Source organism: Psychrobacillus sp. FSL K6-2365, assembly GCF_038003165.1.
GTDB lineage: Bacteria > Bacillota > Bacilli > Bacillales_A > Planococcaceae > Psychrobacillus > Psychrobacillus psychrodurans.
The window spans coordinates 665,768-689,020 of sequence record NZ_JBBOOO010000001.1 but is presented as its reverse complement, the minus strand read 5'-3'; the positions used below and the strand labels follow the sequence as shown (position 1 = coordinate 689,020).

Sequence of the window (23,253 nt, the reverse complement as noted above, 5' to 3'; positions counted from 1 at the left end):
ATGGAATGGAAAAGACTTAACACTATTCATTTCCATTGTAGTGGAACACTTTCCTCTGACGATGCCAAGTCTCCTAAGGTCAATATGGTAATGATCACAAAAATCCACCTTTACTTATATCGTATTAAACGATACAATCGGTTTATACGATATAAATGGAGGTTGCTATGGAATTAAACAAATATTTTACGGATATTTATTATTATTTACATCCTAAACATCAACAAATCATTTCTCACCAAAGTGTTCGTATACTGCAAATTATTCAAAAGGAAGAATTAGTTACAGTCAGTGATATAGCTAATGCTTTAAATATTTCTCATAATACTGCATCTGAACATGTGAAAAAGCTTGAATACAACGGTTGGGTTATAAAAGAACGACTGAAAGAAGACCAACGAAAAGTCTATTTACAATTAACGACAGTAGGATTAGAGGTAGTAAAGCAAAATACAGAATTAGACGAAACAAAATTACAACAATCATTATTTAAATTATCGAGTGAGGAACAAACTTTGGTGTTAAAAGCTTTCCGCATATTGAGTGAGGTAGTCAAATAATGTGGTGGATGAAAATCATTAGCTCAGCTTTTATCATTGCTTGTGTTACAGAGCTTGCAAGAAGGTTTCCATTATATGGTGGAATTATCGCTGCCCTTCCCCTTATTAGTTTAATGAGTATTTTTTGGCTAACTTTTCAAGGGGAAACAAGCAGAGAAATTCAAACCTTTACACTAGGTGTACTTGTTGGATTGCCTGCTACAATTGTTATGCTACTTGCAGTTTATATGATGTTAAAGAACTCATTTCCTTTTGTATTGGCGATAATAGTGGGCATCCTATCTTGGGGAGTTTTTCTCGGGATACAAAAATTAGTTCTTGCACAATTTAATATACAACTATAAATACAAAAACCTCCTGTCAAATGAATTGATAGGAGGTTTTGATATAATGGTGAGTGAAATAATAAGGTTTTATCGCTTCTATTTTATTTGAATGGAAGCAGAGCCGTCTAAGTAATTGGGATATGCAATGAAATCTAGTCTAATAGGGTTAATTATATCTTTTTCATCTAAAGTATTTATAGAAAATTGTTCTTTATCGTTGCCATGATTACTTTGTCCAGGTATATCAACTATTTCACCTTTTGCATTTTCTCCTTGAGAAAATAAGGTATACATATAATTCTCTCTAATCGGATAATATTTAAGTTCGATTGTATTGTCGCCAATGTTTAATACTTCTATTTTTCTATGTGAAGGCTGCTCCAGTATTTCCTTCTTTGCAAAATCTACTAGCAAGTAGCTTTCTTCTTTAGGGAGTGCTTGCACTTTATCGAACTTTAAATATAGCTCTTTCGGCTCCTTAAAATAATTACTTTGTAAGAAGTACGTATTTTCTTTGTTTTGATTTTCACCACGACCAGATATCCCATTACGAATAGAACTCCATATTTCACCGTTTTCATCTTCTATCCGCATATCCTCAAACTGCAATATTTTCATTTTGTTTTGTTTGTTAAATTCTAATGTAACAGCTACTCTTAATGGATATATCTTTATTTTTTTTACTTTTATTTGTTGACCTTCTATCTCAACGGTTTCATTTAATGTATATATTTTCCCGGGCTTAATTTCTTTTTTGAGTGTAAAAGGTACATTGAAAGGCGTTGTTTTGTTATTTTGCTCTACATCAAACTGAATTTCGAAATTATTACTTGTAAATTGTTCTGTCTCTCCAAAAACAAAACTAAATTTGTCCACTATTCTATTTGCTGTTTCTTGGTCTGGTAGATCATAACCAACAGATGCTATTAGTTCGTGTCCATCGTTAAATACCTTAACTACTTGGTAATCCATGCCTTCAAGTGAATGGGGAGCTTCTAATGTATAAAAGACTTCTGCACCTGTTTCATCAATAATAATTCCATCGACAGTAAGGGTCATATTATCCTTAATTTGGCTTTTACCGATTGGTTCATAATAATCATTTTCAACGATTGCTTTCATGCCTTTATCTAGCTGAACGAGATGCACTAACCTATCCATGCCTGGTATTGTAGAAATAGCACTTGCAAATGCAGGTGATACACGAATGGATGCCACGAAGGTTAGTAGTAGAATTGCAACAACTGAAAAAGCCCATAACGTCTTTTTACGCTTTTGCTTTTTGTTTTTCGCTTGGAGTACCCCTTGCTGAATAGCATCATTTACGAGTTGTTCAGGTACTTCAACTTTTTCTAACCTATTTTTAGTTTCTTCAAGCATTTGTTCTTCCTTTTCAAACATGGTCCGCATCTCCTTTCTCCGATAGAAAACATTTTAATGACTTGAGTGCTTTGTGAAGCCTTGACTTAACAGTGCCTTCTGGAATTTTCTCTAGTTCTGCAATTTCTTTTATTTTCGTATTTTGAAAGTACTTTAGAAATATTAACTGCTGTTCAACACTAGACAAGGATTCTATTGCTTCGTTCATCTCTAGGTGAGTCGCATCTTCAAACCCTATCTTCTGTAGCACCTCGCTTGAACTATATCTTTTACGCTTTTTCAACTGGTCCTGACAGTAATTCATCATGATACGAACTAGCCATGTTTTCACGTAGCTTGGTTCTTTAACTGTATGTATTTTTTGATATGCTCGAAAAGTTACTTCCTGCATCGCTTCAAGTGCATCATGTTCATTTTTTAAAAATGCAAAAGCCGTACGATATAATGTATCTTTATATAATTGCATTAACTTTAAGAAAGCCTGGTCATCCCCTTTAATGGCTTTTTTAGCAATTTCTGATTCTACCACTCGGTCACCCCCTTGTTCTGATATACATTAGACATTGCAAAGTCGAAAAAGTTCATATAAATCTTAAATTTATTTTCTTATGAATGGTTATGAATGTGATTATTAAAATGGATATGATAATAAATTGTGGTTACTTGCGCTCACAAGCTGGTTACTTGCTTTCAGCTCATTTTAACTTGCTCACCAGATAGATTTACTTGCGCTATTTTATATTTACTTGCTCTCCCGTTGCTATTACTTGCCCTTAGGATATTTTTTCCATAAGCAGGTCACTTTCTCATACTCTTTCAGCTATTAAGCATTTGTTACTCCATATAAAAAAAGATGTCTCGATTTACCGAGACATTATACATTAGACATTGCAAAGTCTAAAAAGTTCATATAAATCATAAATTTATTTTCCTATGAATGGTTATAAATGTGATTATTAAAATGGATATGATAATAAATTGTGGTTACTTGCGCTCACAAGCTGGTTACTTGCTTTCAGCTCTTTTTATCTTGATCACCAGATAGATTTACTTGCGCTATTTTCTATTTACTTGCTCGCCCGTTGCTATTACTTGCCCTTAGGATATTTATTCCATAAGCAGGTCACTTTCTCATACTCTTTCAGCTATTAAGCATTTGTTACTCCATATAAAAAAAGATGTCTCGATTTACCGAGACATCTTAGTTTAACTTAGTGTGCATCTATTGTTTCTTTGCAGAGGTTTTTGCTCATTTCGGCGTATTGGACAAATACGCGAGCTAGCTCTCTTAAACGATCATGTACATCACTATCAATAATGACATTATTTTCATCGAAATGGCTTTTATGAGTATACACATAATTAGGTGTAACTAGGCATCTAAAATAATCTAATATCGGTTTCAGCTGATTTTCAATTACAAGATGATGCTGATATGTTCCTCCATTTGCCACGATTGATACTGGTTTATAGCGCATTGACTTTGGATGTAGGAAATCGAATGTGTTTTTTAGTACACCTGGTATGGACCCCTGGAAAATAGGTGAAGCAATTATAAAACCATCCGCTTGGTCAAATTTACTTACAAGCAGTTTCATATCATCGTTGTAGTTTTCAAATGGACGTCCATCTACAAATTGATGCTCGTAATTTGAAAGGCTAATAATCTCTAATTTGTACTCTTTATTAATTTCTTCTATATAGTCTTTCACTTGATCTAAGATGACACCTGTTTTCGTGCCAATTATCGTTCCGTCTACGAGTAGAATTTTCACAATACAGAACCTCCTTATTCACCCTTATTGTATCAAAAAAAGGCGATATTTTTGCAAAAAGAGACTGTATTTATTAAAGTTCATCCTTTTGACGGAGAGGTATTATATTATATGTGTCGGAGGTGTCAAGCTCACGACAAGGTCACCTGGACTTGCACTGAGCTCCATTTTGGTCGTAAAGAACTTTAAGGTGCCATCTGCTCGAAGGATATAGAGCAGAGTCGAGTCTTTAGCGCGAGCATCAAGGTATTGGTTGTAATCATACTGCTCTGTAATATTAGTCTTACGAATGACAAAACCTTTTAGCACAAGTTCCGTTAAATCATAAATATTCGCGGAGCTATTGAATAGTATTTTACCTCCAATAGATGGATGGTACTCACTTTCTGAAACATTGCTAGAAGCAGTTTGATATAGTGCATCTCGTCCCAACTCCACTACAAAGTTTGAGCAGATCAATGCATTATAAGCATCCATTTCTGTAGCGGCAATCATTTTAGGAAAAGGAGCCAAATCTAAGGAATACTCTGTTTGCTCGGACAATATATCCCCTGCATAAGTTGGTACTCCTAGTTTCCTTGCATATCTTAGTTGTTCCCATGAATTATCCACTACTAGTACATCCATTTTCTCGTTAAGCAATGAAAGAGCGAGCTCTGCAGTAAAAGCATTTCCACCAACAATTAGTACACCTGGTTTTTCTGTGGCAACAAGCTTGAGTTTTTTAGCAACCCATCCAATGGAAAATCCGTGGAAAATTACGGTTGCAAATACGAGTGCAAAAGTTAAGGCTGTAAGCATTTCTGCATCCTCATACCCGCTTTCTTGTAACACAGTAGCAAAATATCCGGAAACAGTGAGTGCTACTATCCCACGAGGTGCAATCCAACCGATTAATATTTTTTCATTGTTCATTAGGTCAGTCCCAATGGTCGATAACCATATTGATAAAGGGCGAACGATAAACAACATGGCTAATACAAATAGTACGATTTGCGGATTGAAAATTTCCAATAAGATACTCGGGTCTAAGGACGCTGTTAACATTACAAAAATACTAGAAACAAGTAACACAGATATGTTTTCTTTGAAATGTCTCATATCGTTGATGGATGCAATATGCATATTTGCCATCGTAATCCCCATCGCAGTTACAGCAAGTAAACCTGTTTCATGCATTATTACATCTGAGAAAACAAAAACTAATAGCACAACAGCAAATACGACAGGCGCTTTTAAATACTCTGGAATCTGACCTTTTTCAAACATTTTCCCTAATACCCAGCCGAATAACCAACCTAATCCCCCGGCAAAAATAGAACCTGTAAAGAAAAGTAAAAACGATGTGAATGACTCATCGCCATTTATAAACTTAATAGCTTCAAATGCAAATACAGCTAGTAATGCACCAAACGGATCTACTACAATTCCTTCCCATTTTAGAATTGCGGCTGTTCTGGATTTCAACTTTGCTTGTCTAAGTAATGGCAAAATAACCGTTGGACCAGTCACGATAAATAGCCCACCGATAACAAATGCAACAGCAACTGATAGCCCAGCAATATAATGCGCAGCAAGAGAGCCTGCGATCCAGGCTATGAAAGCTCCAAGCGTTACAATACGGGTAAGTGGCTTGCTAAAGCTTCGTACTTCACGGAAATCTAAATTTAAACTTCCTTCAAATAAAATAATAGCTACTGCTAAAGAAATAAGAGGGCTAAACAATTCCCCCAAGCTCTCTTGAGGGTTGACCAAACCCAAAATAGGTCCTATTAATAGTCCTACGATTGACATTAATACAATTGCAGGCATTCTTATCCGCCATGCTAACCACTGCGAAAATATTCCTACTACTACAACAAACATCAAAACAAATAACATCGAGTCAAACATAGCTTCTCCCCTTACTTATTGACTTTTTCCGGATCTACAAAAATATCTTCTCGCTTTTCCCAATTGAATAATTCTTCTCGTGAAATCGGCTGTTCCTCTATATCATCTAAGGGTTTAGCGTTTAAAATATCTAATGGTCTATAGATTGTTACATCATTCTTAGTATTATGTATTGAGTAATGGTACATAGCAAAAGCCAATTGTTTCCCTTCAATGGACCGCATTCTTCTTAAAGGTCCTATTAATATAGGGTTTAAAAGTTGAAAAATACCTTCAGATAGTCGCTCTGCTAGGCGAAACTCGCCTCGGTCACCTGTTAGCAAGGATGGTTTATAAATGAAAAGATGTGGTAGCTCCATTTCCATTAACGCCTCCTCCATCCTACCCTTCACCTGACTATAGAAGAAAGGGGACTTTTTATTGGACCCAACCGCTGAGATAACATGAAAATTTGGAATCCCACGTTTTTTGGCTAAAGAAGCAATTCGTAATGGGTATTCTAAATCTACTTTCTCAAAGTTCTTTTTTGATTTAGCTTTTTTCATTGTAGTGCCCAGACAGCAAAATAGGTCATCCGCAATATCTAAATCATTTTCCCCTAATTTATCAAAATCCTTTACTTGAATGTCTAGTTTGGCATGTTTATAAGAAAAATCTCTTCTGACGATGACTGAAACCGCAGCATACTCTTCACTTTCACATAGTTGTTTTACTAAAAACTGTCCAGTAAAACCCGTAGCACCTACTACTATAGCTACCCTTTTAGCCATTTTACTCTCCCCCTTGTCATAAGCACCTGTCCATTTCCATACACTAAAGAGATAACCTTTGGAAAGGAAGATGTAATTTGAAACTAGCTTATTTATTGAATACATTACCACACCGTGGACTTTATCCTGCAGATCGTGCAGTAGCATTACTTTCTACTTTAAAACCAACTAACTTTGAAATTTTTGTGCCTAGCTCTAATACAAGCCTCATTCAATATTTAAAAAAACTACAGATTAAACCTCTTTTGTATAGAAATAATTCTCACCTGATAGAGGAAATGAGAGCTTTTAATCCAACTTGCATTATGCATGATGGGGGAAATTCGGAAAAAGATCTTATTCGCCGTTTAAAAGTGTTGGATAGTACACTTATACACTTGGACGACCATGGAGATGGTGGGGCTTTAGCTGATTTGGTTATTCAAGCGTTGTATGAAAATCCTAAGGACGTAACGAAAGAGTGCTATGTATTTGGTCCGATTGGATATATTCCAACCAAACAAATTGTCTATAAAAATAATAACACGATACAGGATCCCCCGCATATAATCGTATCTTTCCCTCATGAAGATCCCGAAAATTTAACTTACCGAACTTTAAGGCATCTTGTACAGCTTCATATTCCACTTCAGATTAGCGTGTTAGTGGATGAGCATTACAAGCATGACATACTTGAACTAAAACGTTTTGCACTTACTCGTAAATCGATACAAATTATTTCTACATCGGAACCTGATACATTCATTTCTAATAGTGATATTGTTATAACTTCTGGATCATATATGCCATTCCTAGTGGCACAATTTCAAATACCTTGCATTGTTCTTTGTGCTCATGAAGAAGAAGTTAACTACGCATTCCCACAGGAAGGACATGGCTTCGCAAATCTAGGACTTGGTAGGAAGATAAAACAATCTTATCTACAAAACGCAGTAATGGAAATTATCTTACATGATAATAGAAGAAATGCCTATATACAAAAACAGAAACGATTTGATTTTAGTAATAACTTAGTAGAATTGGTAAAACTAATTGAACAAACAATTGCAAGTTCAAAAGAGGAACAAGAAATAGTACGCTAAGTCCATTTTTATGCTACAATAAATGCAAAATGCTGAAGGTGATCGATGATGACAAAATCACAGCTACAATCAGAAATTGCAGAGCTAAAATTGGACTATATTAACTTGCAAGGTGATATGGAAAAATTAGAATCAAATGGCCATCCTACTCAAGTTGAAAATGCTGAACGTAGACTAGCAAAAATGGAAGAAAAACTTGCAGAACTAAACAAACAGCTCGCGGACTTATCATAAGCCGCAGAGCTTTCTTTTTGGAGGAAACAAAAACATGAGCTTATTAGTAGAAAATTTAGGACATACATTCGGTGATCGTACGTTATTCAAGGAAGTTTCATTTCGCTTAGTCGAAGGTGAGCATGTAGGACTTGTAGGTGCAAACGGTGTTGGTAAATCAACATTGATGAATATTTTAACAGGAGAAATCATTCATGACGAAGGTCGAGTAGAATGGTTACCAAACACACATTATGGATATTTAGATCAGCATACACGTCTACAATCTGGACGCTCTATGTTTGATACGCTTCGTGATGCATTTTTACCTCTTTATAAAAAAGAAGAAGAGTTAAATGTAATAATCGGTAAAATGGGCGATGCAACACCTGATGAGCTAGAAGTATTATTAGAGCAAATGGCAGAAATTCAAGATGCTTTAGATGCTGGCGATTTTTATTCATTAGATATGAAGGTAGAGGAAGTTGCTCGCGGTCTTGGATTGGATGCTATTGGACTGGACCGTCCAGTAGAAGCACTTTCTGGCGGTCAGCGTACTAAGGTTTTACTTGCAAAGCTATTATTAGAAAAGCCTAGAGTATTGCTGCTTGATGAGCCTACCAACTATTTAGACGAAGAGCATGTAAACTGGCTTTCCAACTATTTGAAAAACTATCCGCACGCATTCTTATTGATTTCCCATGATACAGAGTTCATGAATGGAATTGTCGATGTTATCTTTCACTTGGAATTTTCTAAACTTACACGATACACTGCATCGTATGAAAAGTTCTTAGAACTTGCCGAGCTGAATAAAAGACAACATATCGATGCTTATGAGAAGCAGCAGGATTTTATAAAGAAACAAGAAGATTTTATCGCCAAAAATAAAGCACGATACTCCACAACAGGACGAGCAAAATCTCGTCAAAAACAGTTGGATCGAATTGAACGAATTGACCGCCCTGAAACGGCAGCCAAACCAGAATTTAGCTTCAAGGAATCTCGTAGCCCTAGTCGCTACGTTGTAGAAGCTGAGCACTTGGAAATCGGTTACGATTCAGCGTTACTACCACCATTGACGTTTACAATTGAACGTGGTGAAAAAATTGCACTTGTTGGAATGAACGGAATCGGGAAATCGACCTTACTAAAAACTATTCTCGGCAAAATACCGCCTGTAAATGGGACAGTAACACGTGGTGATTTCTTAACACCTTGTTATTTCGAACAGGAAGTAAAACCTGGAAACATTACACCAATCGAAGCTATCTGGGAAACCTATCCAAGTATGGGCCAAGCCCAAGTGCGTGGTGCATTAGCTCGTACTGGCCTTAAGAGCGAACATATCTCCCGTCCCCTCTCTAGTTTAAGTGGTGGAGAGCAAGCAAAAGTTCGTCTGTGTAAGCTTATGATGGAAGAAACAAACTGGTTAATTTTCGATGAGCCCACAAATCATCTGGATATACATGCAAAAGAAGAATTGAAACGCGCAATGAAAGAATTCAAAGGTACAATTGTGCTAGTTAGCCATGAACCTGAGTTTTATGAAGACCTTGTAACGAAAGTATGGAACGTGGAAGAGTGGTTCTCTACTGGGAAAGAAGTTATTAAAGAATAATAAATACTCGAAGACCCTAAGTGTGTTTACACTAAGGGTCTTTTCCGCTTATTGAGTATCTATAGTATTTACTTCTATATGAAAAAGAGCCTCCCATCAAAATGGAGGCTCTTTACTCTTATGCTAGCACTAATGAATCTTTTGCAATTTCATCATTCATTATTAATTCTTTCAAACGTTGTTTGGCACGGAACAATCTAGACTTTACTGTACCAATTGACACTTTCATAACCTCTGCAATTTCGATTAGTGAAAATTGATGTACATAAAAATACATTACTGTTTTCTGATATATACCATCCAATTCACTGACCTTGGATCGAATCATTTCACCAACGTCTTCTTTCTCTAATTGCTCTTCAACAGTTAAAACATCTGATGCGATTAAGTCCAGCAAAGAAATATCTAATTGCTCTGGCTGATTTGCTACGTATTTGCTGCGTCTTACTTGTTTGCGGTATCTATCACGAAATGTATTCATACAAATAGTCGTTAACCATGCTTTTACATGATCCACTTCTTTCATATAAGATTCGTATCGCACTACTTTAACCCAAACTTCTTGCATTAAGTCTTCAGCTTCTATTTGATTTTTAGTTAATTTCAAAGATAAATAATATATGTAACGGTTATATTCCTCATAAATTTCTTCTAATTGAACCTGCATGTTATTTTTCCTCCGCTCGGCTTTTCTTGTTAACTCTATAATGCCAAACTTAAACCTTACCCTCCATCGTATTCTCTTTCAGAAAAATTACAAAGGTGTAAGCCAAAATTTAGGAGGAAAAGAAATTAACTATGCACTATTACTTGTTTTATTAGTGTTTTCTTGTTCCACTTGTTTCTTACATACTTACATCATACTCACCTACAGGAAAGAAAAAGGCTGAAGGCAAACTAGAATGCCCATCTTTTTAAAACTAAAGACTGAGCTGTAAGAAAGGCTTAGATTTTTAAAAGTTCCCCTTATCCACCCTCACGAAATGTAAATCAGTACGCGGTAGTTAATTGTTTTCGTTATTTGTACTCATGTGACAGTGCTGGGTATAACTTGTATTAAGAGGAATTGAACCTCGAGGTTACCCCGAAACCTCTGCCCGTTGTCCAACTTGACCCGTTGGCGGGTTTGCACTCGCCTTTACATTTCGCTACCAACTTTCGACTATTCAATTACATTTGTAAGCCAGTTAATTTCTTGAATTTTAGTATCCAACATGCGATGTTTCTGGGATAATTCATCCACATATTTCTGAGTTTCTTTCACATTGATTGTCGTGACAAATTTAATCTCTGTTCTAGAGTATCTATCCTGCTGCATCGCAGCCGCCTCCAATAAAGCACTGTATACTTTTCTTTCTTGACCAAGAAGATCACGTTCCGTTAAAGCGTCTGCAAGAGAATGATGATCATCAAAAGCAGTCTGTAAATTTGTTCGATTAATATTTTTAATTAGTTGTTTTAGATCACTAAATATTTGATTCAGTTCTTTTTTCAATTCATAGGGATCCTCGTTCGGAGATTCCCCTTCTTGTATTTTAGCATTTTGAAGTAGTCGATTTCTCAGCTGTTCAATACGCTTTTGATAATCGGATCTTACTATTAAAGCTTCTCCTAATTTCATGCTTATCCCCCCTGTCTAAATCTATTCGCTCTATGTCGGAGTAAGTCCTCTTTTTAATTTGTAAAAAATAGAGCCTTACTTCGAACTACACACAAAAAAACAAGAGGAGTTTAATCCTCTTGTTTTTCGACCTCTGTTTCAGTTGCTTCTTCTCTTTTAGTGATAGTCAATTTAACAATACGGCTGCGATCCATTTCGTTGATCTCGACCATTAAATCATCATAGGCGAATTGCTCATGCTCTTCGGGTACATGCCCTAATTGATCTAAGACAAAGCCACCTATCGTTTCGTTTTCATTGACTATCGAAATATTGAATAACGAATTGACTTCTTCAATTTCCATTCTTCCTGCGCAGACTAAACGGTTTTCCGTCATCTCATGGACAAGAATTTCTTCGTCATCATCCGTTTCATCTTCTATTTCCTGTCCAATCATTTCTTCTATTAAATCTTCATGGGTAACGATTCCTAGAGTTCCACCATATTCATCTAATACAACAGCCATATGTTTTTTATGGGTCAGCATTAGTTTAAATACTTTTTCTACACTCAAGCTTTGTACAACAAATACTGGATCTTTATCGATAAACGTTTCCAGTCTTTTAGAAGTATCCATTGACCATTCGATAAACTTTTTCGAATAGAACATACCAACAATGGTATCTAAGCTATCGTCATAAACTGGATATCTTGTATAATGATGCTCCAGAATAGTATCTCGAACCTCTTCATATGTAGCTTCAATTGGGATACCTACTACCTCTGTTCTGTGTGTAGACAAAACATCGGAGACATCCTTATTTGGAAAATCTAGCATTCCTTTTATACGTTCTGATTCTTCATCTTCAAAAGTTCCATCCGTTGAAGCTAGATCAACCATGGAAAGTAACTCTTCTTTGCTAATCGTTGTTTCTGTTATAGCACCTTTTGAACCAATTCGAATAAATAAATTCGTGATTTCAGCTATAAACGCTGTAATCGGACGTAAAATGATGACAAGTAAACGTATTAGTGGAGAAACTACATACACAACCTTATCCGAAAACGTTGCAGCAATTGTTTTTGGAAGTACTTCACAAAAAATAATAATAAATACTGTTAAAATACTAATAGACCAACCAATATGCCATTCAAAATGTTCCGCAATCAATATTAAAATTACAGCCATACTTATATTAGCTATTGTATTTCCTACTAAAATAGTGATAATCATTCGGTCCGGCTTTGAGAGAAGAGCAAGTAGTTTCTCCGATTTTTTATCTCCCTGTTCCACCCTTAGCTGGACCTTCGTCCTATTAACTGTCATTAACGCTGTTTCACTACCTGATAGAAAAAGGGATACAAGTACTGAAATAGCAAAAAGTACAAATTCTATGTACAAAATCGTTGCCTCCTGTGAGTATTAATACGTTCATATGTTTTCTTATTACTATATCATATTGTGATTTTAGTTGTCACAAAACTAATACCAACCATTACTAAATACACCTAGTACATACAAAACTTATGCTATACTATTTCTATTCACGAAATTTTTTGAAAAGAGGGATTGTAATGAGTCATTTAACTACACTAGACCATTATTTCACAGAGAAAAGAGAAGAACACTTAGAAGAACTAAAACAGTTTTTACGTATCCCTAGTATTTCTTCATTATCCGAACATAAAGAAGATATGCAAAAGGGTGCACAGTGGCTCGCAGATTCTTTAACTAAATCAGGTTTGGACAATGTGGTAGTCGATAAAACTAGCGGCCATCCCGTTGTCTATGCCGATTGGTTACACGCTGAAGGTAAACCTACCATGCTTATATATGGACATTATGATGTTCAGCCAGTAGATCCCCTGAATCTTTGGGATAGCGAACCGTTTGAGCCCCAAGTACGAGACAATAAACTATATGCTCGTGGATCAAGCGATGATAAAGGACAAGTATTTATGCATGTAAAAGCTATAGAAGCACTTCTTCAAACAAATAAAACCTTACCTGTAAATGTTAAGTTTTTAATTGAAGGAGAAGAAGAAGTTGGTAGCCCCAACCTAGAAGAATATATTAATAATAATAAAGAAAAGCTTGCAGCTGACGTTATCGTAATTTCGGATACGGGTATGCAGGGTCCTGGACAGCCAGCAGTTTGCTACGGTTTGCGTGGGCTATGCGGTGTACAAATCGATGTAAAAGGTGCAAAAGGTGATCTTCATTCAGGTCTGTATGGTGGGGGAGTTCAAAACTCGATTCATGCATTAATTTCTATTTTGGAATCTTTCCGCGATGCTGAAGGTACAATTGAAGTAGAAGGTTTCTATGACAATGTCCGTGCTTTATCTACCGAAGAAAAAGAAGCTTATGCTTCCCTTGGCTTCGATGAAGACGAATTGAAGGCTGAAGTTGGTGTCGATGAATTATTCGGTGAAAAAGGCTACACTCACTTAGAGCGCGTCTGGGCACGCCCTACTTTAGAGATCAATGGTGTCTTCGGAGGTTTCTCTGGTGAAGGTATTAAAACAGTACTTCCAAGTGAAGCAGGTGCAAAAATTACTTGTCGACTAGTACCTGATCAAGATCCAGACGAAATTGTTGCTAAACTAAAAGCACATATTGAAAAGAACAAACCTGTTGGAGTAACTGTTACATTAACGGAATTCGATAAAGGTAAGCCGTTCATCACTCCTTTTGACCACCCTGCTATTCAAGCGGCTGGACGCAGTTACGAAAAAGTGTATAACGTTCCTACAGCATATACTCGGGGCGGAGGTTCTATTCCAATTGTTGCTGCATTTGACGAAATTCTTGGACTTCCAGTCGTATTAATGGGCTTTGGCTTGTCTTCAGAAAATTTCCATGCACCTAACGAACATTTCCATTTAGAAAACTTTGACCAAGGCCTACGTGTAATTGGGGACTACTATTTTGAACTAGCTGAGCTTTCGAAAGAAGATTTAAAGAAATAACTGTTTAAGACACATGGATTATCTAATCCATGTGCCTTTTTAACATAGGAGGATAGTATGGATACAGGAGTTAGTTTCATCTCACGCAAGCTAATTGCGACTTTTGTTACAACAATACTTGTTGCTATGGTTATGAGCCTTCTTAATATAGATATGACTATTTATGAGCAAGGTAATCATTTTGTAGGCTGGACTTTCTTTTTCTCTTTGTACGTCGGGGCAGTAATTTTAGTATACGGAAATATTATTTCAGTTGGAGTAGAATTATTACAAAAAAAATATTTTATTCTTCACAGATGGCTATATGTAGGGATACTTGGGGTTTTTGGAGCATTATTCGGCATTGCTTATAAGGAAATGACCTTAGCTATTGCTGGTTTTTCAAGCGCAATCTTCTTCGCTCTTATAGATTTATGGTTGATAAAAAATAGTTATAAAACAAAGCAATTATTCTTCCTAATTCTCTCTCCTTTTCTTATCTTATTCTCTCTGTGGCTGTATTTACAAGTCATGTCCCCTCCTCTCCCCCCATTTACACAGGAAGAGGCAGTTACGTATGCAACTTCGGGTGAAGGTACGATGATTAGTGATTTCCCGAAAAAAGTGGGAACATGGACCGGAATCGTTGATAACTATGAGGTAAAAAGGGAAACAAGTGTAACTTCCATTAGTAATGAGGAATATGTAGTAACCTTTTCAGAAGAATGGAAAAGAGGATACATCTCAGGTAGATATTTTACTTCTTATATTGTAGATCGAAATTCTATGACAATTAAAGAATCAGAAGGTAATCATCCTCCATATTATGCAAAGCACCCAGCAAATAGTTATTCCCACTGAGAAGAATAAAAGTTGGTGTGTGATTTTTTTAAAAACGAATAGTTGTAAAAAGTATTAGATAAATAAACGAATATATAGAAAAAAAGACGGAAGCAATTAGCGCTAGCATAAGAAAAGCTTATCATCTAAGCGATATGCTTTGCCAAATACCTAGTAGAGCGATACTCCCTCTATTGATAAAAGTGACATGTGGCGACTCCAGCGGAATATGCTTCACTACATTTTTATATGCTTTCTTTAAAAAAGCGAGTAAGAGACTAATGCCTCTCACCCGCTACTCTTTTAGTTAATCTTTTTTCTCAAATATCGTTACTAGGTCTTCTATACCTTTGCGATCTTTTGGTTTGGGCATTTCATCAAAGTATCCAACTTGAAGCATGCTTATTATGCGTTCACCTGGTTGAATTCCAAGGGCTTTACGAAACAATGGATTGTCTAAGTATCCTGGAGTTTTCCAGCAAGATCCAATACCTCGGTCCCAAGCTAATAACTGTATATTTTGTACAAGCATACTTGCTGCGGCATAATCTTCTAAACGTTCTTTTTGACGAGCATCCTCAGGAACAACGACAAATACATATCCTCCAGGAGTCGTAAATTTCTTCATTTGTTTTTCTAAATCCTCTTCCGAAAGCTCTTTCCATTTAGGAACTGCAAATTCTTTTAATACACTATATAAATCATCTAATTCTTTTCCACACGCCACGATAAATCTCCATGGTTGTCTTAATTGATGGTTCGGTGCCCATACCGCATCTTCCATAATAGATAATAGTTCTTCTCTATCTACAGGCTGTCCATTAAATAATTTAATAGATCTTCTTTGAATTATCGCATCGCGTACTGTTAGTGATTGCACCATTTAATATTCCAATCTCCCTTTTTACTATTTGAGTTATTTTCTCCATCATACCAATTTAGTCGTCTATAAGAAAGTGACTTGATTTTTTTCCGTTATACTTGGATGCATTTAGAGTGTTATTCGATATTTTTTTCCTTGTCTGTGGTGTAAAATAAAATTTAAGATTCTAAGGTCCTCCTCCTTTACTTTACATACATACCTGAGGTGATATTATGCTTTACTATTGGTTGTTCAGCTATATTTTTGGTAACTTTCTTTCTGCTTGGTGGATTGGTAAATGGAAAAAAATTGATTTAAGGAAAGAACGAAGTGGTAATTTGGGTGCAAGAAATGCTGGGGCTGTACTTGGGAAATCCGCATTTCTCCTTACATTTTTGGGTGATGCTTTAAAAGGTGTTCTTGTAATATATATTGGTTTCTATTTTCAGTACTCTTTGCAATTTATTGCCATTGGTGGCGTAGCAGTAATTTTGGGACATCTGTTTCCATTTTGGTTAAAGGGTAAGGGTGGTAAAGGAATTGCCACGTTTATCGGTGTATCGATAGTAATAGAGCCACTATTGTTTGGTATGCTTGTCATTTGTTTTATCATTTTGATAGCGTTGCTTAGGAGTGCGACCCTAAGTATGACCATATCATTTAGTGTATACGTTATTTTGTCTTGGATAATACCTACATTTGCTTCCCTGTGGCCGCTCTCTATTGCAATTCTCATTATTCTAGTTCGTCACCGGTTCGATATCCTGGAATCATGGGATAAAAGATGGTGGAAAAAGACAATTTAATGTTATTGTTTTTATAATATTTTACTGATACAATGCACATATATTAAAGACTAGTACGATGTAATTACTATCTTTTAAATAATAAATAAGTTAGGATGTTCGAAAATGACTTTGAAAGAAATCGCGTGGTTAGTCGATAGCAGTGCATATATGAGCAATACATTAAAAAACCACCCAGATGTATACACTATCCCACTTAATATTCATTTTGGTTTAGAACAATTTGTAGATGGCATAGATCTAACACCCGAGCAACTGTATGATCGTATACGTAATGGAACAGAATCAATTAAAACCTCTCAGCCTTCTGCTGGTGAATTTTCAGTGTTGTATGAAAAGCTGAGTAAAGAATATGATTCTATCATAGCAATACACGTCTCTAAAAGTCTGAGTGGTACACTATCTTCGTCAATTAGTGGAGCTCAGGTTGCACAAGTCCAAGTAGAATTTATCGACTCACTTTCCTTATCAGCAGGTATTACAGGATTAGTTGAAAAAGGCTTGCAGTTACAAGAAGAGGGTCTATACTATGAGGACATTGCAGCTAAGTTACGAGAAATGACTTCGAAGTTTCGTAATTATATCTTAATAGGTAACTTAACTCAGCTGTATAAAGGCGGAAGGTTGAGCAGTGCTCAATTCTATTTAGGAAGCCTACTGAAAATAAAACCAATTATTCAAATTACCCCTCAAGGAGAGCTTAAGGAATTAGATAAAGTTCGATCTCATAAAAAGGCGCTCCAGTATCTTATTAATAAGGCGGTTGTAGCTGCAGACAAGGATGGTCTAAAGCATGTGTATATAATGCATGCAAACGCGGAGCAACAGGCAATTGACTTAAAAGAAGCAATTTTACAACAAGCACCGCATTTACAGTTCACTATCGGTGAAATAAGCACATCCCTTGCAGTACATGCCGGTGAGGATACAGTTGCCTTACTTTGGTATTTGTAATACCTATCAAAATTTCATTAATTTTTCAAGTCTAGTAAACAGACATTAAAAATTTCGCAATTAAGGACAATTTTTTATGGCATGTTCATCGTATTTACCGCTTGGTTTGTAGCTACATCTAGCTTCACGCGACCATCGTTTTGAGTAGCAGGACCTTTTCTTGTTTCAACAAAGCTTTTTCGGAAGAAATAATCATAAGCAACTCCGAAAACTATGAATAACAAGGAAATTCCTAAAATTATTGAGATGAGCAAAATTTTCAGCTCCTTTCAATCTATTGTTTGCAGTTATTATACTATAATTTGATTGAATTTTCAAATAATTATTATAATAAATACTTTTTAAAAGCTTGCTGGATTAATTTAATACACAACTAATCAAAACCCTTACTAAAATAACCTAAAAAAGACTTCCGAAGCGTTACTATCGGAAGTCTTTTTAATTTTAATCATCCCTATGATTCCTAATTTGTCATAAATCATCCTTAAAATTTATCTTTTATGTGGAAGAATATATACTTCGTTCTTGGTGTATGCGCATAAGAATCCTCGTAGCTCCAGTAACGATTACGGCTATTATTCGTATGTGCATTAACATAGGGAACTCCATCTTGGACACTTGTTACAATGGTAGAGTGATCGTACCTACCATCGCCTTGGAAATCATAAAAAATAAGATCACCTGGGATTAACTGATCAGGTGAATTAACTTGAGTTGCTTGAAGCCCCTTTGTCGATCCAGCCAAGTACCAGCGCAATGAATGAGGAGTGCTCCAGCTCAGACTCCATGTTTCATTACTTAACCACCACCCGCGCTCCCGATTTGGTTGCCCTCTCATAGGGGCCCCCCCAGCAAACAAGCATTGTGAAATGTAATTTGTACAGTCAACATCGAACATCGGAAATCTTGGGTTATAGCTATTCCACCACTTTTGTGCATAGGCTACTGCTGCCTCACGATTGTAAGTTGCCATTTTTCATCCTCCCTCTATTTTGTTTATATGATTAAACAGAAAATATATGCTAGTATGGAATTAATGAACTAATTTATTTTTTTGACAAATTACTTTAAGAAAGGAAGATGGCCAGTGAAACAGCATGCAGAAAAAGAAATTTCAGAGCCCACTTTACTTTGCGATAAAAAAGGTAATTTGAACCCAAAAGCAATTGGATACGCAAAGAAACCCATAATTGAAAGCAATTTAAAAGGTCACTATATGCGAAAGAAAAAGTGGAATTACTGGTGTGTCTTTGGGGATGATATTCTTTTTTCTGCAACTATCAGCCATCTAGATTACGCAGCAGTTTGCTTTGTCTATTTCCTTAACTATGAAACGCAACGATACGTAGAAAAAACAGTTACGATTCCTTTGGGAAACAAACTAAAAATGCCATCTAATATTTTGGAAAGTATTCAACTTCATTCTAAAGAAATGACTATCCAATTATTATATATACAAAACGAAACTCATATGACGGTAACAATCCCTGATTTTGATGGTGATTTACTACATGCTGATTTGCATATATCTCACCCTGCTGAGGACGAATCTTTAAATGTAGTAATTCCTTGGAGTCGGACCCAATTTCAATTTACTGGGAAGCACCATACACTCCCAACGTCCGGCTTTGTAAAGATTGGTGATTCACGTTACAGCTTCCAGCCAGAGGATAATTTTGCAGTACTCGATTATGGTAGAGGAATTTGGCCAAGAGAAGCTGTATGGAACTGGGGATTTGCTTCTCAACGAGTTGGTTCTAAGAGAATCGGATTAAATTTTGGCGGGAAATGGACGGATGGTACAGGGATGACCGAAAATGCTATCATCATTGACGGTATAATGACCAAAATTCATGAAGATTTATTGTTTACATATGATACAAATGATTTTATGAAACCATGGAAGGTCAATACAAAGTTTTCTGATGAAGTGAATATGACATTCACTCCTTTTTTCCACCGCATTGCTAAAACTGATTTAAAACTTATCTTCTCCGAAGTTCATCAGATGATAGGCTATTTTAACGGCAAAATTCAACTAGAAAATGGACCTACACTTGAAGTAAAACAATTACTAGGATGTATTGAAGAACACAAAGCTAAATGGTAATTTCAGAAAAAACGGACAAATAAACGCCCGGTCTTTAAAGTTCAAAACCTGTTTCAATTGTTTTTGAGGGCTTTGGACTGAGGTTTTACTATATAATTATCGAGTGAATTTTTAGTTCTATTGGTTGCGACATACGTCACAGCCAATAGAACTTTTTTTCGATAATCTTATGGAAAAGATAATATCTTATTCATAGAGCAGCCCTCGAAGATGTAATTTCGTTTGCTACCACGCTTCTTTACCGGGCAAACACTTACTATTTATCTTTACTTCCAATAGTGTAAATTCTTTAAATACTATGAGCACTAGGTGTATGGCTAGATACTCCATATTCTTAGCTTTTGAGAAAAGCATTTTGTTTTTACTTGCTCTCATCTATTATTTACTTGCTTCCATCTGTAGATACTTGCGCTCGTAAGGATTTACTTGCTCTATTTCTATATTTACTTGCGGTCAATTACCTTTTACTTTCGAAAAGGATAATATTCCCAAATCATTTTAGTAATTCACAATCTAAATGTGCAGACTCTAATTACTATCTATATAAAAAAGTTGTTTCCAAGTATAGATCACTTAGAAACAACTATTTGGTGGGTAGGTTAACTTAAATGCATAATTTTTATACGAGTTGCTTTATTAGTTTTTTATTTCGTTCTTTAAATACTTCATTATGTGAAGATACCATCGCATATTTATTAGCATCTGGTTGAATATATTGCTTAGCCTGATTGACCGCATTTGCAGCATCTTGGAAGGTTCCAGCTATTAAATTTACTTTGCCTGGATATTGAATAATATCACCTGCTGCATAAATACCATCGATGGATGATTCACATGAACTTGTGCCCTTTACATAAAAATCATCTGCGATTTCAATTGGTACTCCACTACTTTTAAGTAGTTCTGCTTCTCGATCATAGCCGTGGTTTATAATAACCTCATCAATTTCTACTTGTGTTGTTTCTCCCGTTTCATTGTCAAATATAGCAACTCGTTCTATCATATCATGGTTTGCATTAGCAATTAGCTTGGTAATCTTTGTATTGAAAAAGCAGGTTACAGAGCTTTCTAATAATTGTGTTACCTGTGCTTCGTGACCATTTAATGTATCTTTACGATATGTTACATATACCTTTTTCGCAATCGGCTCTAGTTCATTAGCCCAGTCAATGGCTGCATTACCTCCGCCTGAGATAATAACTGTTTTATCCTTAAAACGTTGAATTGATTTGACCGTATAGTTTAAGTTGCTGACCTCGAAACGCTCAGCGCCTTCGATTTCTAACTTAGTTGGTTTTAAAATTCCACTTCCTACTGCAATGATAATAGTTTTTGAGTAATGTTTTACGCCTGAAGCAGCATGCAATACAAAAATACCATCTTCATTGCGAGTAATGGAATCTACTTTCTCATTAACTACAACTTCAGGGTCAAATGTTAGTCCTTGTTGAACTAATTGATCGATTAAACGCTCTCCTGAAATCGGAGTCTGCCCCCCTACGTCCCAAATCATTTTCTCAGGGTACACATGTATCTTTCCTCCTAATTGAGGTTGAAATTCTATAATTTTCGTTTTCATTTCCCTTAAACCACTATAAAAAGCCGAATATAGGCCCGCTGGACCTCCACCAATAATCGTCACGTCAAATACATTATGCATTTTCAGTCTCCCACCCTAAAAAATATTTTGTTGACATCAGTTAAATTATTAAATATAGTTGCTAATATGATAATGATAATCGTTATCATTAAAATAAGCAAGAATTAGTTTGGAGGTATTCAAATGGTTCGTTTATATACGGACGATTTATCCATTGGCTACGGTGAGCAACTCATCGTAAAGGATTTGTCGGTACAAATCCCAAATCAGAAAATTACTACGATAATAGGACCGAACGGTTGTGGCAAGTCCACTCTTCTTAAAGCGATTACACGAATCATTTCTCATCATTCTGGTGCAGTTGTATTAGATGGTAAAAACGTTGCGAAAGAAAATACTAAAATCCTTGCAAAGAAAATGGCCATTTTACCTCAAACACCTGAGAGTGCAAGCGGCCTCACTGTAGGAGAATTAGTATCGTATGGGCGCTTTCCTTACCAAACTGGTTTTGGAAGACTTTCCAAAAAGGATTACGAGGTAATAGATTGGGCACTCCAAGTGACCAACACTAGCTCATTTAAGTATTTACCAGTGGATTCTCTTTCCGGTGGTCAACGTCAGCGTGTTTGGATAGCGATGGCCCTTGCACAAGAAACAGAGATTATATTTCTTGATGAACCTACCACTTATTTAGATATGGCACACCAATTAGAAGTTCTTGAGCTCCTGCAACGTCTAAATCAGCAAGAGAAACGAACTATTGTAATGGTCTTACACGATTTGAATCAAGCAGCACGTTTTGCAGATTATGTCGTCGCTTTAAAGTCTGGTCAAATTGTGAAAGCTGGCTCTTGTGAAGAAGTAATTACGAAAGAAGTATTGCGTGATGTCTTTAATATAGATGCCGAAATCGGAATAGATCCCCGTACAAGCAAACCAATGTGTATAACATATGATTTACTAAAAGGAGAATAGACAGATGAAGAAGTTACTATTGCCGTTTACAATTTTACTAGTTCTTATCCTAGGTGCATGCAACAGTGAGACTACCGATACAAAAGCAAGTGAAACGAAAGATGAACCTACTACCATTACATACGAGTCCGAAACTGGTCCGGTAGAAGTTCCAGCAGATCCAAAACGAGTTGTTGTTCTTGCTACTTATGCAGGAAACGTAGCTGCACTAAATGTAAATTTAGTTGGAGTAGATTCGTGGTCAAAATCTAACCCAGGATACGATTCTTACTTAGCAGATGTCGAAGAAGTTTCGGAAGAGAACTTAGAAAAAATTATTGAATTAGACCCAGATTTAATCATCGGTTCCTCTACCACTCAAAACTTGGATAAAATTAAAGAAATTGCACCGACAGTAACATTCACTTATGGAAAAGTAGATTATTTGACACAGCATTTAGAAATAGGAAAATTGCTTAACAAAGAAAAAGAAGCACAAGCATGGATTGACGATTTCAAAGAACGTTCAGCAGTAGCTGGAAAAGAAATTAAAGCAAAAATTGGTGAGGATGCAACTGTTTCTGTTATTGAAAACTTTGACAAACAATTATATGTGTTTGGAGATAATTGGGGACGTGGTACAGAAGTTATCTATCAAGCAATGGGACTGAATATGCCTGAAAAAGTAAAAGAAATGGCTTTAGAGGCCGGATATTATGCTTTGTCTTTAGAGGTTCTTCCTGAATATGCAGGTGACTATGTCATATTTAGTAAAGTAGCAGATCAAGATAACTCATTCCAAGAGACAGACGTTTTTAAAAATATTCCCGCTGTTCAAAATGGACAACTGTTTGAAGCAAATGCAGAAGAGTTTTACTTTAATGATCCAATATCGTTAGATTATCAATTGGAGTTCTTTAAAGACAGCTTTTTAAAACAGTAAGTAATAATAGT

Annotated in this window: 24 protein-coding genes; 12 read left to right on the top strand and 12 right to left on the bottom strand. The window is 35.9% G+C overall.

Annotation, left to right across the window (positions count from 1 at the left end; genetic code table 11):
- The first annotated feature begins 167 nt into the window (after positions 1-167).
- Positions 168-560 (top strand): MarR family transcriptional regulator, encoded by a 393-nt coding sequence (locus tag MKY29_RS03515; protein WP_241595077.1) that lies wholly within the window; start codon positions 168-170, stop codon positions 558-560.
- The gene (locus MKY29_RS03510) at positions 560-904 is read left to right on the top strand and encodes a DUF3147 family protein (protein WP_241595075.1); all 345 of its coding nucleotides are present in this window, start codon (positions 560-562) and stop codon (positions 902-904) included. The genes MKY29_RS03515 and MKY29_RS03510 overlap by 1 nt, the downstream gene beginning before the upstream one ends.
- A 78-nt stretch (positions 905-982) precedes the next feature.
- Here MKY29_RS03510 and MKY29_RS03505 read toward each other — a convergent pair whose 3' ends face one another.
- The 5 genes from MKY29_RS03505 to MKY29_RS03485 form a co-directional block, all read right to left on the bottom strand.
- Positions 983-2,287, bottom strand: a complete 1,305-nt coding sequence (locus MKY29_RS03505) for a DUF4179 domain-containing protein (RefSeq protein ID WP_241595073.1) — start codon at positions 2,285-2,287, stop codon at positions 983-985.
- A complete protein-coding gene (locus MKY29_RS03500; protein ID WP_090564613.1) occupies positions 2,280-2,795 on the bottom strand; it encodes a sigma-70 family RNA polymerase sigma factor in 516 nt (171 codons plus the stop codon). The genes MKY29_RS03505 and MKY29_RS03500 overlap by 8 nt, the downstream gene beginning before the upstream one ends.
- Before the next feature lie 682 nt (positions 2,796-3,477).
- On the bottom strand, positions 3,478-4,041 hold the full coding sequence (locus tag MKY29_RS03495) for an NADPH-dependent FMN reductase (protein ID WP_093493704.1): 564 nt from the start codon (positions 4,039-4,041) through the stop codon (positions 3,478-3,480).
- A gap of 102 nt (positions 4,042-4,143) precedes the next feature.
- Positions 4,144-5,934, bottom strand: a complete 1,791-nt coding sequence (locus tag MKY29_RS03490) for a cation:proton antiporter (RefSeq protein WP_093493702.1) — start codon at positions 5,932-5,934, stop codon at positions 4,144-4,146.
- Between the two features lie 11 nt (positions 5,935-5,945).
- A complete protein-coding gene (locus MKY29_RS03485; RefSeq protein WP_340879014.1) occupies positions 5,946-6,704 on the bottom strand; it encodes an NAD(P)H-binding protein in 759 nt (252 codons plus the stop codon).
- Between the two features lie 77 nt (positions 6,705-6,781).
- Between MKY29_RS03485 and MKY29_RS03480 the strand changes: the two genes are divergently transcribed.
- From MKY29_RS03480 to MKY29_RS03470, 3 genes are read left to right on the top strand one after another with little or no spacing between them, the layout of a single operon-like run.
- On the top strand, positions 6,782-7,786 hold the full coding sequence (locus MKY29_RS03480; protein WP_340879013.1) for a hypothetical protein: 1,005 nt from the start codon (positions 6,782-6,784) through the stop codon (positions 7,784-7,786).
- 45 nt (positions 7,787-7,831) lie between these two features.
- Complete coding sequence (locus MKY29_RS03475; protein ID WP_241595070.1) at positions 7,832-8,020, top strand: SE1832 family protein; 189 nt, start codon at positions 7,832-7,834, stop codon at positions 8,018-8,020.
- 34 nt (positions 8,021-8,054) lie between these two features.
- Positions 8,055-9,620 carry an ABC-F family ATP-binding cassette domain-containing protein gene (locus MKY29_RS03470; RefSeq protein WP_241595066.1) on the top strand — a complete coding sequence of 522 codons (1,566 nt, stop codon included), beginning with the start codon at positions 8,055-8,057 and terminating at the stop codon, positions 9,618-9,620.
- A gap of 118 nt (positions 9,621-9,738) precedes the next feature.
- On the opposite strand, the gene MKY29_RS03465 is transcribed toward MKY29_RS03470, so the two are convergent.
- The 3 genes from MKY29_RS03465 to MKY29_RS03455 all read right to left on the bottom strand — a co-directional run bounded on the left by MKY29_RS03465 (position 9,739) and on the right by MKY29_RS03455 (position 12,623).
- Entirely contained in the window at positions 9,739-10,287 is a 549-nt protein-coding gene (locus MKY29_RS03465) for an RNA polymerase sigma factor (protein WP_090564627.1), read from the bottom strand.
- A gap of 495 nt (positions 10,288-10,782) precedes the next feature.
- On the bottom strand, positions 10,783-11,241 hold the full coding sequence (locus MKY29_RS03460; RefSeq protein ID WP_093493695.1) for a DIP1984 family protein: 459 nt from the start codon (positions 11,239-11,241) through the stop codon (positions 10,783-10,785).
- 110 nt (positions 11,242-11,351) lie between these two features.
- Positions 11,352-12,623, bottom strand: a complete 1,272-nt coding sequence (locus tag MKY29_RS03455) for a hemolysin family protein (protein ID WP_245402331.1) — start codon at positions 12,621-12,623, stop codon at positions 11,352-11,354.
- A gap of 173 nt (positions 12,624-12,796) precedes the next feature.
- Between MKY29_RS03455 and MKY29_RS03450 the strand changes: the two genes are divergently transcribed.
- Together MKY29_RS03450 and MKY29_RS03445 are read left to right on the top strand one after the other, a co-directional pair.
- Positions 12,797-14,194 (top strand): dipeptidase, encoded by a 1,398-nt coding sequence (locus tag MKY29_RS03450; protein ID WP_093493693.1) that lies wholly within the window; start codon positions 12,797-12,799, stop codon positions 14,192-14,194.
- Positions 14,195-14,251: 57 nt separating this feature from the next.
- Positions 14,252-15,034 carry a hypothetical protein gene (locus MKY29_RS03445; protein WP_093493691.1) on the top strand — a complete coding sequence of 261 codons (783 nt, stop codon included), beginning with the start codon at positions 14,252-14,254 and terminating at the stop codon, positions 15,032-15,034.
- 286 nt (positions 15,035-15,320) lie between these two features.
- Here MKY29_RS03445 and MKY29_RS03440 read toward each other — a convergent pair whose 3' ends face one another.
- Complete coding sequence (locus tag MKY29_RS03440) at positions 15,321-15,896, bottom strand: nitroreductase family protein (RefSeq protein WP_090564635.1); 576 nt, start codon at positions 15,894-15,896, stop codon at positions 15,321-15,323.
- Positions 15,897-16,108: 212 nt separating this feature from the next.
- On the opposite strand from MKY29_RS03440, the gene MKY29_RS03435 reads away from it, so the two are divergent.
- Together MKY29_RS03435 and MKY29_RS03430 are read left to right on the top strand one after the other, a co-directional pair.
- Entirely contained in the window at positions 16,109-16,681 is a 573-nt protein-coding gene (locus tag MKY29_RS03435) for a glycerol-3-phosphate acyltransferase (RefSeq protein ID WP_093493689.1), read from the top strand.
- A gap of 105 nt (positions 16,682-16,786) precedes the next feature.
- Positions 16,787-17,635 (top strand): DegV family protein, encoded by an 849-nt coding sequence (locus MKY29_RS03430; RefSeq protein WP_241595061.1) that lies wholly within the window; start codon positions 16,787-16,789, stop codon positions 17,633-17,635.
- A 74-nt stretch (positions 17,636-17,709) separates the two neighbouring features.
- On the opposite strand, the gene MKY29_RS03425 is transcribed toward MKY29_RS03430, so the two are convergent.
- Positions 17,710-17,889 carry a hypothetical protein gene (locus MKY29_RS03425; protein WP_090564641.1) on the bottom strand — a complete coding sequence of 60 codons (180 nt, stop codon included), beginning with the start codon at positions 17,887-17,889 and terminating at the stop codon, positions 17,710-17,712.
- A 230-nt stretch (positions 17,890-18,119) separates the two neighbouring features.
- Entirely contained in the window at positions 18,120-18,608 is a 489-nt protein-coding gene (locus tag MKY29_RS03420; protein ID WP_090564643.1) for an amidase domain-containing protein, read from the bottom strand.
- Between the two features lie 114 nt (positions 18,609-18,722).
- Between MKY29_RS03420 and MKY29_RS03415 the strand changes: the two genes are divergently transcribed.
- Complete coding sequence (locus MKY29_RS03415; RefSeq protein ID WP_340880802.1) at positions 18,723-19,745, top strand: DUF2804 domain-containing protein; 1,023 nt, start codon at positions 18,723-18,725, stop codon at positions 19,743-19,745.
- A gap of 619 nt (positions 19,746-20,364) precedes the next feature.
- On the opposite strand, the gene MKY29_RS03410 is transcribed toward MKY29_RS03415, so the two are convergent.
- The gene (locus MKY29_RS03410; RefSeq protein ID WP_093493682.1) at positions 20,365-21,405 is read right to left on the bottom strand and encodes an NAD(P)/FAD-dependent oxidoreductase; all 1,041 of its coding nucleotides are present in this window, start codon (positions 21,403-21,405) and stop codon (positions 20,365-20,367) included.
- A gap of 123 nt (positions 21,406-21,528) precedes the next feature.
- Between MKY29_RS03410 and MKY29_RS03405 the strand changes: the two genes are divergently transcribed.
- Together MKY29_RS03405 and MKY29_RS03400 are read left to right on the top strand one after the other, a co-directional pair.
- On the top strand, positions 21,529-22,320 hold the full coding sequence (locus tag MKY29_RS03405) for an ABC transporter ATP-binding protein (protein ID WP_093493680.1): 792 nt from the start codon (positions 21,529-21,531) through the stop codon (positions 22,318-22,320).
- 4 nt (positions 22,321-22,324) lie between these two features.
- A complete protein-coding gene (locus MKY29_RS03400; protein ID WP_090564652.1) occupies positions 22,325-23,242 on the top strand; it encodes an iron-hydroxamate ABC transporter substrate-binding protein in 918 nt (305 codons plus the stop codon).
- Positions 23,243-23,253: the final 11 nt, after the last annotated feature.

Bases quoted from the DNA above. Each gene is read 5' to 3' on its own strand.
- MKY29_RS03450 (WP_093493693.1), top strand. From the start codon at position 12,797: ATGAGTCATTTAACTACACTAGACCATTATTTCACAGAGAAAAGAGAA.
- MKY29_RS03445 (WP_093493691.1), top strand. From the start codon at position 14,252: ATGGATACAGGAGTTAGTTTCATCTCACGCAAGCTAATTGCGACTTTT.
- MKY29_RS03470 (WP_241595066.1), top strand. From the start codon at position 8,055: ATGAGCTTATTAGTAGAAAATTTAGGACATACATTCGGTGATCGTACG.
- MKY29_RS03435 (WP_093493689.1), top strand. From the start codon at position 16,109: ATGCTTTACTATTGGTTGTTCAGCTATATTTTTGGTAACTTTCTTTCT.
- MKY29_RS03410 (WP_093493682.1), bottom strand. From the start codon at position 21,405: ATGCATAATGTATTTGACGTGACGATTATTGGTGGAGGTCCAGCGGGC.
- MKY29_RS03430 (WP_241595061.1), top strand. From the start codon at position 16,787: ATGACTTTGAAAGAAATCGCGTGGTTAGTCGATAGCAGTGCATATATG.
- MKY29_RS03485 (WP_340879014.1), bottom strand. From the start codon at position 6,704: ATGGCTAAAAGGGTAGCTATAGTAGTAGGTGCTACGGGTTTTACTGGA.
- MKY29_RS03515 (WP_241595077.1), top strand. From the start codon at position 168: ATGGAATTAAACAAATATTTTACGGATATTTATTATTATTTACATCCT.
- MKY29_RS03505 (WP_241595073.1), bottom strand. From the start codon at position 2,287: ATGTTTGAAAAGGAAGAACAAATGCTTGAAGAAACTAAAAATAGGTTA.
- MKY29_RS03475 (WP_241595070.1), top strand. From the start codon at position 7,832: ATGATGACAAAATCACAGCTACAATCAGAAATTGCAGAGCTAAAATTG.
- MKY29_RS03460 (WP_093493695.1), bottom strand. From the start codon at position 11,241: ATGAAATTAGGAGAAGCTTTAATAGTAAGATCCGATTATCAAAAGCGT.
- MKY29_RS03490 (WP_093493702.1), bottom strand. From the start codon at position 5,934: ATGTTTGACTCGATGTTATTTGTTTTGATGTTTGTTGTAGTAGTAGGA.
- MKY29_RS03420 (WP_090564643.1), bottom strand. From the start codon at position 18,608: ATGGCAACTTACAATCGTGAGGCAGCAGTAGCCTATGCACAAAAGTGG.
- MKY29_RS03510 (WP_241595075.1), top strand. From the start codon at position 560: ATGTGGTGGATGAAAATCATTAGCTCAGCTTTTATCATTGCTTGTGTT.
- MKY29_RS03440 (WP_090564635.1), bottom strand. From the start codon at position 15,896: ATGGTGCAATCACTAACAGTACGCGATGCGATAATTCAAAGAAGATCT.
- MKY29_RS03405 (WP_093493680.1), top strand. From the start codon at position 21,529: ATGGTTCGTTTATATACGGACGATTTATCCATTGGCTACGGTGAGCAA.
- MKY29_RS03465 (WP_090564627.1), bottom strand. From the start codon at position 10,287: ATGCAGGTTCAATTAGAAGAAATTTATGAGGAATATAACCGTTACATA.
- MKY29_RS03400 (WP_090564652.1), top strand. From the start codon at position 22,325: ATGAAGAAGTTACTATTGCCGTTTACAATTTTACTAGTTCTTATCCTA.